Origin of the sequence: Archangium sp. Cb G35, assembly GCF_001896145.1 — a bacterium.
Lineage (GTDB): Bacteria > Myxococcota > Myxococcia > Myxococcales > Myxococcaceae > Archangium > Archangium violaceum.
The window spans coordinates 1-15640 of the sequence record NZ_MPOI01000003.1 but is presented as its reverse complement, the minus strand read 5'-3'; the positions used below and the strand labels follow the sequence as shown (position 1 = coordinate 15640).

14 protein-coding genes are annotated in these 15640 nt (G+C 67.1%); 5 read left to right on the top strand and 9 right to left on the bottom strand.

All coding sequences use genetic code 11. From position 1 onward, the window contains the following. Positions 1-17 precede the first annotated feature (17 nt). Positions 18-896: a glycoside hydrolase family protein gene (locus BO221_RS10590; protein WP_083680930.1), complete on the bottom strand. Its 879-nt coding sequence runs from the start codon at positions 894-896 to the stop codon at positions 18-20. Between the two features lie 100 nt (positions 897-996). Here BO221_RS10590 and BO221_RS10585 point away from each other — a divergent pair, with 100 nt between their 5' ends. From BO221_RS10585 to BO221_RS10575, 3 genes are read left to right on the top strand one after another with little or no spacing between them, the layout of a single operon-like run. Continuing rightward, entirely contained in the window at positions 997-1461 is a 465-nt protein-coding gene (locus BO221_RS10585) for a MarR family winged helix-turn-helix transcriptional regulator (protein WP_073560315.1), read from the top strand. Between the two features lie 20 nt (positions 1462-1481). Beyond that, on the top strand, positions 1482-2192 hold the full coding sequence (locus tag BO221_RS10580) for a hypothetical protein (protein ID WP_073560314.1): 711 nt from the start codon (positions 1482-1484) through the stop codon (positions 2190-2192). A 15-nt stretch (positions 2193-2207) separates the two neighbouring features. Continuing rightward, positions 2208-2603 (top strand): VOC family protein, encoded by a 396-nt coding sequence (locus BO221_RS10575; protein ID WP_073560313.1) that lies wholly within the window; start codon positions 2208-2210, stop codon positions 2601-2603. 13 nt (positions 2604-2616) lie between these two features. Here BO221_RS10575 and BO221_RS10570 read toward each other — a convergent pair whose 3' ends face one another. Next, positions 2617-3075: a hypothetical protein gene (locus BO221_RS10570; protein ID WP_073560312.1), complete on the bottom strand. Its 459-nt coding sequence runs from the start codon at positions 3073-3075 to the stop codon at positions 2617-2619. A 119-nt stretch (positions 3076-3194) separates the two neighbouring features. On the opposite strand from BO221_RS10570, the gene BO221_RS10565 reads away from it, so the two are divergent. Continuing rightward, positions 3195-4049, top strand: a complete 855-nt coding sequence (locus BO221_RS10565; RefSeq protein ID WP_158079815.1) for an endonuclease/exonuclease/phosphatase family protein — start codon at positions 3195-3197, stop codon at positions 4047-4049. On the opposite strand, the gene BO221_RS52420 is transcribed toward BO221_RS10565, so the two are convergent. Together BO221_RS52420 and BO221_RS10550 are read right to left on the bottom strand one after the other, a co-directional pair. After that, positions 4046-4867, bottom strand: coding sequence for a peptidoglycan-binding protein (locus tag BO221_RS52420; RefSeq protein ID WP_083680929.1), 822 nt, complete (start codon positions 4865-4867; stop codon positions 4046-4048). The genes BO221_RS10565 and BO221_RS52420 overlap by 4 nt on opposite strands. A gap of 74 nt (positions 4868-4941) precedes the next feature. After that, positions 4942-6555, bottom strand: coding sequence for a carboxylesterase/lipase family protein (locus BO221_RS10550; protein WP_083680928.1), 1614 nt, complete (start codon positions 6553-6555; stop codon positions 4942-4944). A 122-nt stretch (positions 6556-6677) separates the two neighbouring features. Between BO221_RS10550 and BO221_RS10545 the strand changes: the two genes are divergently transcribed. After that, positions 6678-7724, top strand: a complete 1047-nt coding sequence (locus tag BO221_RS10545) for an energy transducer TonB (protein WP_073560310.1) — start codon at positions 6678-6680, stop codon at positions 7722-7724. 171 nt (positions 7725-7895) lie between these two features. Here BO221_RS10545 and BO221_RS10540 read toward each other — a convergent pair whose 3' ends face one another. From BO221_RS10540 to BO221_RS10520, 5 genes are all read right to left on the bottom strand, one after another. Next, a complete protein-coding gene (locus tag BO221_RS10540; RefSeq protein ID WP_233165896.1) occupies positions 7896-10151 on the bottom strand; it encodes an RCC1 domain-containing protein in 2256 nt (751 codons plus the stop codon). 304 nt (positions 10152-10455) lie between these two features. Continuing rightward, entirely contained in the window at positions 10456-11667 is a 1212-nt protein-coding gene (locus tag BO221_RS10535; RefSeq protein ID WP_143195371.1) for a GON domain-containing protein, read from the bottom strand. Between the two features lie 198 nt (positions 11668-11865). Beyond that, positions 11866-12942 carry a sigma-54 dependent transcriptional regulator gene (locus BO221_RS10530; RefSeq protein WP_304528701.1) on the bottom strand — a complete coding sequence of 359 codons (1077 nt, stop codon included), beginning with the start codon at positions 12940-12942 and terminating at the stop codon, positions 11866-11868. A 294-nt stretch (positions 12943-13236) separates the two neighbouring features. Next, positions 13237-13419, bottom strand: a complete 183-nt coding sequence (locus BO221_RS10525; protein WP_198956094.1) for a hypothetical protein — start codon at positions 13417-13419, stop codon at positions 13237-13239. Between the two features lie 406 nt (positions 13420-13825). After that, positions 13826-15460: an IS1182 family transposase gene (locus BO221_RS10520; RefSeq protein WP_073560307.1), complete on the bottom strand. Its 1635-nt coding sequence runs from the start codon at positions 15458-15460 to the stop codon at positions 13826-13828. Positions 15461-15640 lie beyond the last annotated feature (180 nt).

The window sequence follows — 15640 nt, the reverse complement described above, 5'->3', positions numbered from 1 at the left end:
ACGCTGTCCCGACCTGGTCAGCGGAAGGGCAGGGAGAGGTAGTGGGCGCCCAGTTCCGTCAGGGTTCCCTGGGCGCCCAGCAGGCTCGCGAAGCACGGATCATTCGTCCACCGGCCCGTGAACCAGGCGTAACGGAACACGTCGTCACGGTTCTCGCAGACGGCCACCATTTCCGTCATCTGGGCCTTCTGTTTGGCGACCGAGTCGATCTGCGCGCCATCTCGCTGACTGTGGCAGTTGGCGAATTCGGTGACCCAGAACTGCTTGCCGTACTTCGTGAGCCGGTCCAACTGGCCCGCGAGTCCGTAGTCGTACCAGTGGAACGCGAGGTAGTCGATGCGCGGGTCCCGGTTGCCATTGGCCGCGCGGTAGGCCGCGTAGAACGCATCGAGCCAGACGACGGGGTCCGAGTAGCCCGGGTAGGTTCCCCAGTTCATCCCGGGACCGACCAGCTTGACGCCGGTGTTCGCGGCGACGCTCTCGTACCGGGGCCATAGCCGCGCCGCGTCCTGGGGCGACATGTTGGCCTGGTCCGTGAGGTTGGGCTCGTTGAGGAGCAGCAGGTACTGGATGTCCGGGTTGGCCTTCAGGAAGGCCTCGATGCTCGCGCTGTCGAAGTTCCCGTTCCACAGCATGGGGAGGAAGTCCATGCCGTAACGGGACCGGTAGTCCGTGGGCACGTCCCGATGGGGACGAGGGCTCCAGTTGTACCACCAGCTCACCCCCGGCGAGAGGGCCGCGAGGTCCTCTGGCGTGGCGAGGTCGTAGGCAATCCCCCGTTTGGCGCTCTTGGTGGCAGTGGGCGTCTGGGTGCCCGGTCCGGGCCTGCTGGCCGGGTCACAGCTCAGCAGCAGGAGCAGCGCGATGCAGCAGGACGGCGCGACCAGTCGTTTCATGCGTTTCCACCTCCGAGCCGTTCATCATGCCCGGGCTCCCCTGCCTGGGCAGTCAGAACCCGATTTGACAAGGCCTTGTCATGTTGACAGGATGCTGTCCATGGCGGCGCTGACCGAGGAGGGCGAGGCATTCACGGAGCTGGTGCTCGAGGTCTTCCGGCTCAATGGCCTCGCGCTGGAGGCGGGGGAGCGATTGACCGGGCCCCTGGGGCTCAGCAGTGCCCGGTGGCAGGTGTTGGGGGTGGTGGACCACGCTCCGGCGCCCGTCGCCAACGTGGCGCGGCTCATGGGACTGAGCCGCCAGGGCGTTCAGCAGACCGCCGACGCCCTCGAGCGGGATGGCTTCATCGAGTACCTCGAGAATCCCCACCACCGTCGAGCGAAGCTCATCTCGATGACGGCCAAGGGCCGTGAGGCGCTCCGGCGCGTCGAGGGACGGCAGGCCGTCTGGGCGAACCGGCTCGGCGCCGGGATGAACGCGCGGCAACTCCGCGCCGCCGTGAACGGCTTGAGGGAAGCGCGGCAGCTTCTCGAGAAGGACGCGTCCGGCTCGGACGAGGCGTGAACACACCCCAGGAGGTACCCGTGACGCACGCAGTGACGATCCCCGTGCTGCCTTGTGTTTCGCTCGACGAGACGCTGGACTTCTATGGGCTGCTCGGATTCCAGCGGACCTATCGGCAGACCACGCCGAACCCGTACGCGGTCGTCGAGCACGATGGGGCGCAACTCCACTTCGCGGGTGTGAAGGGATTGAAGCCAACGGAGGCGTACACCACCTGCCTGGTGATCGTTCCGGAAGTCGAGCGTCTGCATCAATCCTTCGCCGAGGCACTGCGCTCCGTCTTCGGCAAGCTGCCGATCTCGGGGCTGCCGCGAATCTCTCGGATGAGGAAGGGGCAGAGCCGGTTCACCGTGGTGGACCCCGCTGGCAACTCCGTCATCTTCATCCGGAAGAATGCTCCAGACGACTACGACGAGAGCCAGAAGCCACAATCCTCATCGCATCTGGGCAAGGCACTTCGAGCCGCCGCGCGCCTGCGCGACTTCAAGGGAGACGACCTGGCCGCCGCGAAGGTTCTGGATGTGGCGCTCGCGCGAAGTGAGCCGGGCCTGCCCATTGAGCGCGCGCGGGCGCTCGCCGCCCGGGCCGAGTTGGCCATCGCACTCGGAGACGAGGCACGTGCCCGGAGTGCGCGGGAGGAGTTCCAGCGGATTGCGCTCTCCGCGGAGGAGAGAGAGCAGTTCCGCGAGGAGCTCGAAGCCGCGGACACCCTTGCGCGCACGCAGCGCTGACCACGGAGCCTCGCGATGCATATCGTTCGAATGACCCTCTGCCTTCAGGTGCCCGACGTTGCCGCGGGCGTCGCGTTCTACACGTCGCACCTTGGCTACAAGGTCCTGCTCGACCAACCTGGCGTCTTCGCCAAGCTCAGGCACGACGACGGGCACGAGCTCTTCTTCCTCCAGTGCGGTGCGCGGATCACTCCCGAGGAGACCGTCAGTGATGAGAAGGCGAGCGGTCTCATCATCGCGCTCGAGGTCGAGGATGCGCGGGCCGAGGAGAAGCGGCTGCGAGCGGCGGGTGTTCCCATCACCGCGCCGCTGAAGGATGAGCCGTGGGGAGAGCGGCTCTTTCAGATCAAGGACCCCAATGGGGTGACCGTTCAACTCCTACAGTGGTTCGAGCCGGCGGCCACCGGGTGAAGCCGCACGGGCTTCAAGGTGTCTGAGGCGGGTGGCAGACGACGCGCGCGACGCACTTCGCCTTCTCACCGGTGGAGGTGCGGACCTTGGCGAAGGTCTTGAGGCGGATGGGCTTGCCCGTCTGGGCGCGCTCCTCGCGGTCCGCGAGGCTCGCGCACTGCTCATAGCTCTCCAGCGTGAAGAAGCTGGTCCCGCCGATGCTGGTGCCCGGACCGACGTCGATGCTCACGGAGCTCGGCTCCGCGTTGCGAGGCCAGTCATGGATCGACGTGACCGTGAATGTCCGCGTCTCGCTGTCGTTGAAGATGTACGTGTCGACTGCGATGAACGCCGGATAGCTGTGCACCTCCGCCACCAGGCCGCCATCGGCGAATCGCTCGCAGTGGAGCACGGACTCCTCGTCGTCCGCGGCCGCTGCCGTTGCGCTGAACACCACGAAACCGATGGCCGCCGCTGCCCAACCGTTGCGCATGGATGTCCTCCTCCCAGGGTGAGGTGACGAGGCTGCGAGCGGAGCGCTGGGGTCACAAGGCGGGCGCTGTGCGGCGCGTGCCCGGGAAGTCGGAGGCTCGACAGTACCGGAGACCCCCCGTGCGCTACCCGACGCTCGATGGGTCCTCTCAACCGGCTCTCCATTCCGCCTATACTTTGCCCATGACGGTGGAGCTGCGAGTTGCCTCGTACAACATCCTGGCGGACGCCTACGTCAAGCCCGAGTGGTTCCCGCACACACCCGCGGACATCTTCGAGCCGAGGAGGCGCCAGGATGCGCTGGCCCGCCGGATCCTGGGGCTGGACGCGGACATCGTTTGCCTGCAGGAGGTGGAGCCCGGCAGCTTCTCCGCGCTCCAGGGGGCGCTGGCGCCACACGGGTACGTGGGTGTGCTGGCCCTGAAGCAGCAGGGCCGGCCCGACGGCTGCGCGGTGTTCCATCGCATGGAACGCTGCCAGGGTCACCGGGCCCACTACTTCAGGGACCGGCTGGAGGACGGGCGCGTATCCGGGCACCTGGCGCTGGTGGTGGACTTCGACGTTGGAGGGGACCGGTTGCGCGTGGCGTGTACGCACCTGCGCTGGGATCGGCCGGACAGGCCCGTGGAGCAGCACCAGGGGATGCAGGAGGCGGCGGAGCTGCTCGAGGAACTGGTCCAGCGGGACCCGGAGGCCCTGTGGGTCGTGTGCGGTGACTTCAACGCGCGGCCCGGGGAGCCGCTGGTCCGAGTGTTCGTGGCGGCCGGGCTGCTCGATGCCTACGAGGGGCGGCACCAGCCGACCTGTAACGCGAACGGGAGTGCCAAGGCGATCGACTTCCTCTTCCACTCGCGCGCGCTGCGGGCGCGGCCGGACCGGCTGCCGGAGCTGGACGGCCTGACGCCGATGCCGTCGGAGAACGAGCCCTCCGATCATCTGCCAATCGCCGCGCGTCTGCTGCGCGCCAGCACCTAATGAGCGAGCATGGACAGCGCACGCCGGTAGAAGACCATGTGCCTGGGCAGCACGGTGTCTCGCCCGATGAAGCGGCGGGTGACTTCCTCGAAGTCCCCCTGGTCCGCCACCTGGTTGAGGTCACGGCTGTTCCAGTACCAGGCCGCCACGCGGAAACCCACCTCCGGGTTCACGGCCAGCTCGGGGTTGTTCTCCAGGTCGATGCCCAGCGCCTTGCCGGCGGCGCGGTAGTTGGCCCGTCCGGTGAGCAGCAGGGGGCCTCGGCCCTTGTAGCGAGAGCCGTCCCCTGGCCGCACGTTGCCCAGGTCTTCACGGCCCTCGTACTGCTCGCCTGAATCCGGCTCCTCGAGCATGTTGAGCTGGCCCGTCACGAACGCCAGCTCGGCGAGGAATGCGGCCTGGCGCTGGGGCGTCGTGATGTCCGCCTCGAGCATCGCCGCGTTGAGGTGCGGCAGCAGCTCGGTGGCCTGCATCTCCGAGCAGTTGGGCATGACGGTGCGCAACTGCTCCAGGGAGAGGCCCGGTCCCTCGGGCTCTTCCCGCTCAGGAGGCTGGAATTCGACTCCGAGCTCGCGCCAGGTGCCGGAGTCCACGATGCCGTCCCCGTTCATTCCCTTGTCCCGCTGGAAGGACAGCACCGCGTCCTCCGTCTGCGCACCGAAGAAGCCGTCCGTGGGGCCGGGGTCGAAGCCGGCGGCCATCAGCCTGCGTTGCAGCTCGATGACCAATGGGCCACGCGAGCCCTTGTGCAGCACGGTGGGCAGACCCAGGGATGTGAGCTGAAGGAACGACGTATCGATCTCGGTCGGAGTTGGCATCGCGGGAACCTCCCTCTGACTCAAGGTGCGGTGGCGCCAGCGGCTTTGTGAAGGCTGGCACCTCGCCGCGCCGCTCAGAGTCCGAGCGAGTCCAGCACGTCGCAGCGCTGGGCGTTCAGGTTCGAGCCCTGCCCGAGCTCCAGGTTGATTTCGAGGTACTGCTCCCCGTCCCGGGTATAGGCGGGCCACTGCACCGCGCCCTCGCCATTCGGGTTTCCCTGGGTGGCGAAGCGGGTCCAATAGCCGATGATCTTCCTGGACAGCTCCCGCTCGGCGTCGGAGTCCAGGGCGAACCGGCCTTGGCTCAGGCCAAAGACGAAGGGCAGCTCGGCGGAGTGGTACGCACCCAGCTTCAGCATCCCACCGAAGACGCTGCCCAGGGGCTTCCTGGGCTCGTAGGTGAAGAAATAGGCATGCACGGGCTGCCCCTGCTCCGTCAGCGTGCGCGCGAGCCGCCGGGTGGGGCACACGAAGATCGCGTCGCCGAGCAGCCGGCTGAAGGCCGCCTTGGGCGAGCTGAAGTCCTTCGCGGGATAGGCGCGCAGCAGGGGCTCGGCCTTGCCAGGGGCGCGCAGGTTCACCGCGGCCTCGTACTGCTCGGGCGTGTCGATCTTCGCCTGGAGGGTGAAGATCGTGCCCTCGTCCCGGTTGGTACCCAGCATCAAGGGCACCTTCGCGTACTTGCCCTCCGCGAGGAGCTGGCGCGGCGCCGTGGGGATGACGTTTCCATCCACCACCGGCCCGAAGCCCACCCGTGGCTTGACCAGATCGAGCGCGGCCCCACTCGCGGCGAGCAGTTGCCCGGGCGTCCGGGTGCGCAGGCACGCGGCGATGTCACCCTCGGTGCATCCCACCTCGCGGGCGAAGCGCACTCCGCGCTCCTCGGCGCTGTCCTCCAGCTCGGGCGTGCCCGGATCCTTCAGGGGCGTGGTGCCCAGGTAGCAGGTGCCGCTCTCGGCGATGAGCCGGTGGAAGAGACCCTGGGCCGCGGGCGAGACCATCTGCAGGCACGCGGAGATGGCGCCCGCGGACTCGCCGAAGAGCGTGACCTGGGTGGGGTCTCCTCCGAAGGCGGAGATGTTGTCGCGCACCCACTCGAGCGCGAGCCGCTGGTCCATGAGGCCGTAGTTGCCGGAGGATCCTTCGGGCGCTACAGCGCCGAGCGCGGGGTGGGCGAGGAAGCCCAGCGCGCCCAGCCGGTAGTTCATGCTCACCACCACCACACCCGCGCGAGCCAGTGCCGAGCCGTCGTACAGCTCATCCTGGGTCGAGCCGAGGGTGAATCCGCCGCCGTGGATGTAGACCATCACCGGGGCGGGCTTCTGGGGCTGGAGCGCGGGCGTCCACACGTTGAGGGTGAGGCAGTCCTCGCTGGCGGGCTCGACGGGCTTGCCGTTGCGCATGTCCACCTGGGGGCAGCGGACACCGAAGTGCGAGGCCTCACGCGGGGTGCTCCAGGCCTCGGCGGGCTCGGGAGGGCGCCAGCGGCGCTCGCCCGTGGGGGGCTGGGCGAAGGGGATGCCGAGGAAGGTGGAGATGCCATCTTCATAGGCGAGGCCCCGCACGGGTCCCCGGCCGGTCTGGACCACGGGGGCGGGTCCCTTGGCCAGGGCGGGCCCGTTCGAGTGGGCGCAGTGGGTGAGCAACAACAGGCAACTGGAGAGGAGGAGCCGGGAGAACGAGCGCATGGGCTATCTGGAGCACATCCGCTCGTCCCTGCCCACGCGCATTCTCTGTATGTCCTCCATGCTCGATGCGCATGAGAGGGAAAACCCCGGTGCGGTGCGCGGGGTTGGGTAGGCTGCGCGCGATGCGCTGCTACCTGGTTGCCCTCTCCTCGCTCCTCTTCCTCTCGGCCGGATGCCTCCATGCGAAGGCCCTGCCGGCATTGCCGGCCAGTCACGGTGCCCTGTCCCTGGCCCTGGACAAGTACCTGGAGCTCCCCACGTCCCCGCCGGGAGCTCCCAAGCCCGTTGGCACCCCCGAGGTGGTGGTGGAACCAGCCCAGGCCCCGTCCATCTTCGCCGAAGCGGTCCAGCTCCTGCGGGGGACGCCCACGGAAGCGGAGGTCCGTCAGGCCTCGGAGGACCTGACGGCGGCCTGCGAGGCCTCGTTCCAGCAGGCCTGCGACTTCCTGCGCGAGCACTTCAAGGCTCCCAAGCGGCTCTCGGGCGACCTTCCCAAGTACCCACGCGAAGCGTTCAAGAACAAAGCCTTCGCGCTCGTGGTCATCCGCTGCCGCTTCGGAGTGGACGGAAGGAGCCGGGATTGCGAGGTGCTGGAATCCGCGCCCTATGGTTTCACGGAGGCCATGTTCGCGGCGATCGAGGGGGCGAGGTTCCAGCCCGCGACGCTGGCGGGTCATCCCATCGAGATTCCGTACACCATCAAGGCCCAGATGTCGCCAGGGGGCGTGAGTCTGTCACCGGAGCAGAAGCTCGAGTGGGTCCGGATGCGTGCGAAGGCCTTTCCCAGGAGTGTCTGGGCCTGGTTCGATCTGGCCTCGACGCTGGCGCGGCAATTGCCGGAAGATCCCGCGTACCTCCCCGCCCTCCGGCATCTGAACGAGCTGGATACCGAGTACTGGTGGTCTGCCGGCGAGCTGGCGTGGGCGCACGCGCGGGAGGGGCGGTATGCCGAGGCCGCGCCGCTCGCGAGGAGGGCCCGGACGGAGGCTCCTGGCAATCCGTACGTGCTCGAGGTCTCCGCGGCCACGCACTTCGGGCTGGGGCAGTGCGAAGAAGCCGTGGCCGAACAGCGGCGCGCCGTGGACGGGCTCCCCAAGGAGTGGCCGGCACCGGAGCGGGAGCGCTTCGTGAATCAGCTCCAGGCGTACACGCGGCGCTGCGGCAGGTGACGAGGGCTCATCCGGAAGAACGCCGCGTGTCCCAAGAGTGTGATCGGTGAGGACTTCGCGCTCGCGAGCCATCGAAGCGAGCCGGCGGCATCCAGGCCTGCCTTGCGACAGCGGATGCCGCCTCGTGCGTGACCCGTCGCTACCAGGCGACGGGGGCGTCACCTGTGTCCGTCAGGGAACCACGTGGCACGGCACCAGACCGGAGGCGTGGTGCTCGTGCGAGGGATGCCCCTTGAAGCGGCAGGGCAGCAGCGTGCGGACCGGGGTGAAATGCCGGGGTGATTCGCCATTGGCGAGCTGTCCCTGCTCGTTGTTGCCCCAACCCACCAGGGTGCCATCCGCGCGCAGCGCCAGTCCGTGGTACCGGCCGAGCGCGACAGCCACCACGTTCGTCAGGCCCTCCATCGGGGCCGGGGTGGGCCGGATTTCGGGCACCGTGAGCGGATCCGCGCGCATCCCCCCCCATGCCCATACGGTGCCGTCGCTTCGCACCGCCAGGGAGACGGAGTAGCCCGCCACGATGGCCACCACATCCGTCAGGCCTGGCACCTGCCCGGGAGTGGGCCGGGCCGGGCCCGTTGTCCCACCACCGAGCTGGCCGTAGGTGTTGGCACCCCAGGCCCAGACGGTGCCATCCGCGCGCAACGCCAGGGAGTGGTTGACACCGGCCGAGATGCTCACCACGTCCGTCAAGCCCGTCGCCTGCACCGGCGTGGCCTGGTTGAGCCGCGTCCCATTCCCGAGCTGGCCGTCGAGGTTCTCGCCCCAGCTCCACACGGTGCCATCCGCGCGCAACGCCAGGGCATGGCGGCCACTGTTCGACACCGTCTGCACGTCCTGCAGCCCCTGCACCTGCACCGGGGTGAGGTACTGATTGCTCGGGTCGTACATGTCCCCGCCCACCATGTTGTATCCCCAGGCCCAGACGGTGCCATCCTCTCGTACCGCCACGGAGCTGAATTCACCCGCCGCGAGCGTCTTCACGTCCGTCAGACCCACCACCTGCGTGGGAGGACCGCCGAACCAGCCCCCCGACCCGTCCCCGAGCTGGCCGAATTGGTTGGAGCCCCAGGCCCAGACGGTGCCATCCCCGCGCAGTGCCAGGGTGTGGAACGCGCTCGTGCCGGAGAAGAGGGCCGTGATGTCCGTCAAGCCCTCGAGCCACACCGGAGCGTACTGATCCATCGCGGAACCGTTTACGGCCCCGAGCTCGCCGTAGCTGTTGGAGCCCCAGCCCCACACGGTGCCATCTCCGCGCAGCGCCAGGGAGTGGTGCGAACCGGCGTAAATGGAGGCCGTGTTCGAGAGTCCCAACACGGGCGACGGAGACCTCGGGCCCACGATGGCGGTCCCGGTGCCGAGCACTCCCTTCTGGTCGGTGCCCCAGGCCCAGAGGGTGCCATCCTTCCGCAACATCAGGGAACCATGGCTGCCGGCTGCCACGGCCACGCCATGTTTCACCCCCATCACCTGCTCCGGAGTGAGCCGCCTGAACGGGGTTTCCACCCCGAGCTGGCCGTAGTCGTTGCTGCCCCAGCCCCACACCGTGCCGTTCCTTTTGAGCGCCAGGGAGAAGCCGCTGTGACCGGCCGAGATGGCGGCCACGTTCGTCAGGCCCGACACTCGCACCGGAGTGAGTCGCTGGGCCGTCGTCCCATCCCCGAGCTGGCCCGTGTAATTCTCTCCCCAGGCCCACACGGTGCCATCCCCGCGCAGCGCCAGGGAGAAGGTGATGGAAGCGGTCGAGACGGCCACCACGTTCGTCAGGCCCGGCACCCGCACCGGGGTGAGCCGATGGGTCGTCGTCCCATCCCCGAGCTGGCCGTAGAAGTTGGCACCCCAGGCCCACACGGAGCCATCCCGTCTCACCGCCAGGCAGTGCGAGCCACTGGCCGCGATGGAGACGACGTCCGCCAGGCCTGGCACCCGCACCGGGGTGAGCCGCCGGGCCGTCGTCCCATCTCCGAGCTGGCCGTAGTCGTTGTTGCCCCAGCTCCACACCGTGCCGTCCCTTTCGAGGGCCAGGGAGAAGACCCGGCCGGCCGCGACGGAGACCACGTTCGTCAGACCAGGCACCTGCATGGGAGTGAGCCGCCGGGTCGTCGTCCCATCTCCGAGCTGGCCGTAGAAGTTGGCGCCCCAGGCCCACACGGAGCCATTCTTTTTCACCGCGAGCGAGAAGTTACCGGGAGAAGCCGCGGTGGCCACCACGTTCGTCAGGCCCGGCACCCGCACGGGGGTGAGCCGCGGCGTCGTCGTTCCATCTCCGGCCTGACCGTAGTTGTTGAGACCCCAGGCCCACAGGGTTCCGTCCGGCGCTACGGCCAGGGAATCGGTCAGACTTTGTGACAGCACGCTCCGCTGGGGCGCATCCCATGCCTTGCCATGCAGGTCTTCCGCGCGGGCCTGACCGGCCCAGACCGCCACGCATGCCACCCATAGGGTTTTCAGGACAGACCCCGAGCGTCTCCGCGATGGTTCCTTGTTGAACATGATTCTCCTGAGAGAGGTGAGGCGCTTGTGTACGATAGGAATTGGGAGGGTTGCCCGGGCGGCGGGCACGAAAGCAGACGGCATGCCACGCCCGGGCGCCGCTCAAACCCCTCGGAATTCCTGGTGCTTGCTCACCTGCTCAGGCTCCAGGTGACAAATTTCGTACTCGAGGTGACCTATTTCGTCATGACCCGCCTCGGAACCTGCCCAGGGTCCCGAGGCGAAGCCGCTACCTTTCCTACCGGGGAATGCGATTGCGGTAGCTCACGGTGAAGGGGCCATCGACGAGGGTGCTGCCGCAGAAGCCACCACCGGTGATATCGACGACCTGGCCATTGGACGACCGGGTGGACCCGCCGGCCGGGTAGTAGCCGTGGGTGCTCCAGGTGGCGGTGACCACGAAGGGCAGGCCCGTCAGGTCCACGTTGGCGCGGCCCGCGGAGGAGTAGAAACCGGAGCAGTCACCCGCCAGGCCATAGGCCACGGTGTACGTATCCCACTGAGGGATGCCACCCGTCGAGGTGGCGAAGCTGAAGTCATCGACATCCAGGGTCTGGGTCGCCGGATCGAACCGGACCCGGTTCCACGTGGTGGAGACGGACTGTCCACTCACGTTGATGTACTGGGAGAAGTTGCGTCCCTCGCCCGTGGGCAGCGTCAGGTAGGTGCCGCCCCCCGTCGCGCAGTAGGCCTCGTAGGGCTTGTTGCTGTCCTGGTCCAGGTACAGCGTGTAGTCCTGCTCCTGCGCTCCGCCCGCGGCGGCGACGGCGTCGCACGAGCCATAACCCACGTAGCTCACGGTGAAGGGGCCATCGACGAGGGTGCTGCCGCAGAAGCCACCACCGGTGATATCGACGACCTGGCCATTGGACGACCGGGTGGACCCGCCGGCCGGGTAGTAGCCGTGGGTGCTCCAGGTGGCGGTGACCRCGAAGGGCAGGCCCGTCAGGTCCACGTTSGCGCGGCCCGCGGAGGAGTAGAAACCGGAGCAGTCACCCGCCAGGCCATAGGCCACGGTGTACGTATCCCACTGRGGGATGCCWCCCGTCGAGGTGGCGAAGCKGAAGTCATCGACATCCAGGGTCTGGGTCGCCGGATCGAACCGGACCCGGTTCCACGTGGTGGAGACGGATTGCCCACTCACGTTGATGTACTGGGAGAAGTTGCGTCCCTCGCCCGTGGGCAGCGTCAGGTAGGTGCCGCCCTCGGCATCGCAGAAGGCGATGTAGGGCTTGCTGAACTCCGCGTTCAGGTAGAGCACGTAATTGCGGTCCATCGGGAGCCCGGAGGCCTTCACCTCCGCGCAGGACACGGCCAGCGGGCCGGGTTCCAGGGATTGGACGGCCGCGCTGCCCGCCGGCTCCTCGGCCATGGGCCCACACGCGACGAGGCTCATGCTTCCCACGAGCGCACCACACAGCAGACGACGACCCTGATTGCGATTCGACACGTCTTCAACTCCTGGTTGGGGGGTAACGAAAATGTCCTGCGATGGATTTATTCAGCAATGGCTATGCCAGACGCGGCATCCAGCGCCTTCCCTCTGGAGGCGCTTCCCGAACACGCACTGGGACGGGAAAAAAGTGTTTCGCCGCGTTCCCATTCAACGCGGACGCGTCTGGCATCAACGCATCCGCCCGCGTGAGCGCTATTGCTCCAATGACAGTATTTGAGAAAACGAGGAATCCTGCTCGCCCAGGGCCGTCAACAGCGCGTTCACCCGATCCACCTCGCGCTTGAGGACCTTGTGGTGATTGCGATTGCGAACCAGGCCCTCGCGGCCGAGCACGCGGAAGGCCTCGTCCCGCCCCAGTTCATGGACCGCCGTGCCCAGCACGAAGCCCCGAAAGGCATCCGCCAGGTCCAGGTCCAGGGGAATCTCGCGCCGGCAGGCTTCCTCCACGAATGCGCGAGCCGTGCGCCGCAATGCTTCGCAGAGCGTCTTCGGTCCGGGCATCGCCTCGCAGGCCAATGCCCGAGCCACGCTCCCTTCCTCTATCACCACCTCGCCCGAGCCATTTGCCTCCACCAACGCCAGCGAGAAGGCCCTCCGGACGATGTTGTCGAGCTGGCGCAGGTTTCCCGGCCAGGGCTGGCTCGACAGGAGTTGTTCCGCCCCGGTTGTCAGCCGCACCCGGGCAGAGGTCCCGTGCTCGCGCTCGCAGCGCTCCACCATGAACCGGGCCCATGGACGAATCTCGTCCCGGCGCTCATCCAGGGGAGGGAGGCGGAAGGGCAGGACGTTGATGCGGTAGTAGAGGTCCTCCCGGAAGTGCCCGGCGCGCACGGCCCCCAACAGATTCACGTTGGTGCCAATGATGAAGCGCACGTTGGCGCGCTTCTTCCCCGTGTCTTCGCCCAGGGCCCGGTAGCCGCGCTCCTCCAGCAGGTGGAGCAGACCCGCCTGGGCCCTGAGCGACAGCTTGTCGATCTCATCGATGAACAGCGTGCCGCCCTCCGCGCGCGCCACGCTGCCCACGTTGCTACCCACCGCTCCGGTGAAGGCGCCCTTCTTCCAGCCCACGAGCTCCGCCATCTGCAACTCTTCTGGAACCGATAACAGCTCCAGAACCTCGAAGGCCTCGTCGCGGCGGCGGGAGTGGGCATGAAACCAGCGGGCCAGCCGGGACTTGCCAGTCCCCGTTTCTCCACAGATGAGAAGAGTCTCATCCTGCTGAGCGAAGACGCGCAACATGGGCAGCCACTCGCCCATCGCCGCTCCCATGACCGGGAGGAATTCATCCGTCTCGGACAGGCCTCTCCGCGGGAGCGGTGCGAACGAGGATGCTGCACGACCATCTCCACACGGGTTCATCGACATCGGAAGGCCATCTTTCGTTGAGCATCGCGGTGTGGCCCTCTGGACGTTGGACTTCAAAAAATAATCAAGTGACGCCGCAAAATAATCGTCGTGCCGCGCCCCGCATGGAAAGTCGGCTCTCCGCTCAGCCCTGCACCTCCCGCAGCGTCACCGAGGGGGGCGCGTCCAGCACCCGGCGGGTGGCGAACATGCCCGCGCTCACCGCCGCCAGTACCCCGAGTCCGCCTGCCACGGCAGTCCGAACACCTGAGTGGCGATGACCCCGGCCAGGATGGAGGCGGCGGCCGCCGCGGTGAGGCCCGATAGCAGGCCAATGGCCGCGAACTCCGAGGCCTGCGCGAGCCGCAACTGCCGGCGGCTGCCGCCCAGCACCCGCATCACGCCACCTTTGACACCTTCTGCGGCTCAGAGTTCGGATGGGACCATCGCGCTGGAGAAGAAGAGCGGCAGCCCCTTCGACGCCAACCGCAACGTGCTGTCCTCGGGAGACCTGAGCGTCATTGGTTTGACCGGGGTGCCCTTCTGTACAACACCTCGATGAAGTCCAACCTCAGCACCAACCTCCAGCCAGGCAGTCACAGCTATTACATTGGAAGTGGCACCTATGAGTGCGACTACGGTGCGAATGGCTCTCCTGAGCATCGTTGCGATGAGACCTGGTTGTCCCTCAGGACCGGCGCCGACTATGACGCGAGCTATTGAGCGCTAACGACTCATGAAGCGATGGGGCATCCTGAGGACTCTCTCGGGGGCCCCGGGCTCCAGCAATACGCTCCTGGAGTAGCTTCTAGAGCACCGGACGGTTTGAAGGTACCCCAGTCTTTTGGGCTTGAGCCCGAGGCGATTCAAGGTGCCGCTGCCAGGACTCGATGTTCTGGAGGGTAGCGGCACGTCGCAGGTCAAAGGTGTTCTTGCGCACTCCGCGGTAGCGGGCTCGCCGTCCCTGTCGGCGAGACAGATGGGCCAGCCGGTGCTCCACCTTCACCCGTTCTCTGAGCCGTGCGCGGCCCGTCGGCGACTTCACCAGTTTGTGCAGTCGCTGCTGGAGAGCCTCATCCTCGGCAATGCGTACCATCCGCCCGTGCTCGGGTTGAGCCGTCGTGCACTCGGCACGTAGAGGGCATTGGCCGCATACCTTTGCATCGAATTCCACGACAGACCCAGGCTTGAAGGGCAGCCTCTGGCCTCCTGGGCATGTGACTGTCCGGCTCCTCATGTCCAGCTTGAATGCTGACTTGGGCAACAGTTCCCCATTCTGTGTCGCCCACGGCTTGCACAGCACCTCGCCTCGCTGCTCCAGCACCGACTCCACCACCGGGCTTTTGATGTACCCACGGTCGATGTACAGCTCGCCAATCTCCATTCCCTGCCGTTGCATGTCCTTTTGGAGTTCTGGGGTGGCTTCCGCCTCGGGCCGATTTGCTGGGGTGACGGTGCACGCCACGATGAGGTCCAACTCCATCTCCGCCGCGATGTGTTGTTTGAAGCCGTTGAAGCGCTTGCTCTGGCTCTTGCGCCCGTGACGCATTTCGCCGTCTTCCACCGACACGCGCCTGTCGTGCGCCACGGTCTGGCGGATGCGCACTCCTCCTCCGTCCGGGTCCGGCTCCAGGTCCTGGCCGCGCAGTTGCTCGAGCGTCTTGAGGTGCCCCGCCAGGGGCTCCTCCACGAGTTGCTCGGGCAACTCCCGCCGCAGCCATTGCACCAGGCTGTCCAATTGTTGGATGAGGACTTGAAGCGCCCGTGTCCTCTGCCCGGCTTCATTCCAATCCACATCCAGCGCCTTCTTCACGCTCGACTCCAGCAGCAGGGGAATGCCCGCCTCGCGACACACCCTGTCAGTGGAGCATTTCAGCAGCCCCGCGACGCATGCCACCACCTTGCGCGCGGCATGACCCAGCAGGTTGAAGGTGTCCTCGACGCGGCCTGCTCCCTCCAATGGGCGCGAGTCGATGGCCACTCGCAGCGAGGACTTCAGCGCGCGCCAGCCGAACTCCTGCTGGCCCATGGCCACCTCCACGCTCTTCTCCAGCAGGCGCCGGTCCATGTTGGCGCCAATGAGGCGGTGGCGGAAGTCGCACAAGGCCCCCTTGGAGAAGGCTGGCTCGCTGTGGCCCAGGCAATCCAGCACCATCTGCACGCGCAGGTCGAAAACAGTCAGCTCCACCATGGTGGCATCCGAGGCGCCCAGATAGCCCTGAAGGAGCGTGGCCATGGCCATGCGTGCCGGAGGCAGCGGTTCTTTTCCCGCCCCCGTCTGGCGATACATGGTTTCCAACTCGGCCTGGAAGGCCTCATCGAAGAGCTCGTGGCGGTGTCTGCGCAGGAAGGCGAAGAGCTTCCCGGTGCTCTTCATCCGCTCGATGATGCGCTCCTCCTGCTCGCTCAGCTCCTGCTTGGGCCTCCACCGCTCTATCTCCATGGTTACCTCGCTCCGCCTCACGGCTGAAGTAAGGTGTCCATCCTGCCCCTTCTCTGTCGAGCCTCCTTCCAAGCCCTCGAAATCTCTAGAGCTTCAATCCGTCCGGTGCTCTAGGAGCTTGTCGGAGTATCCCACCGTAGAGGGTGGAGTAGAGGGGTGACGCCCCAGGTGGTCCTTCAG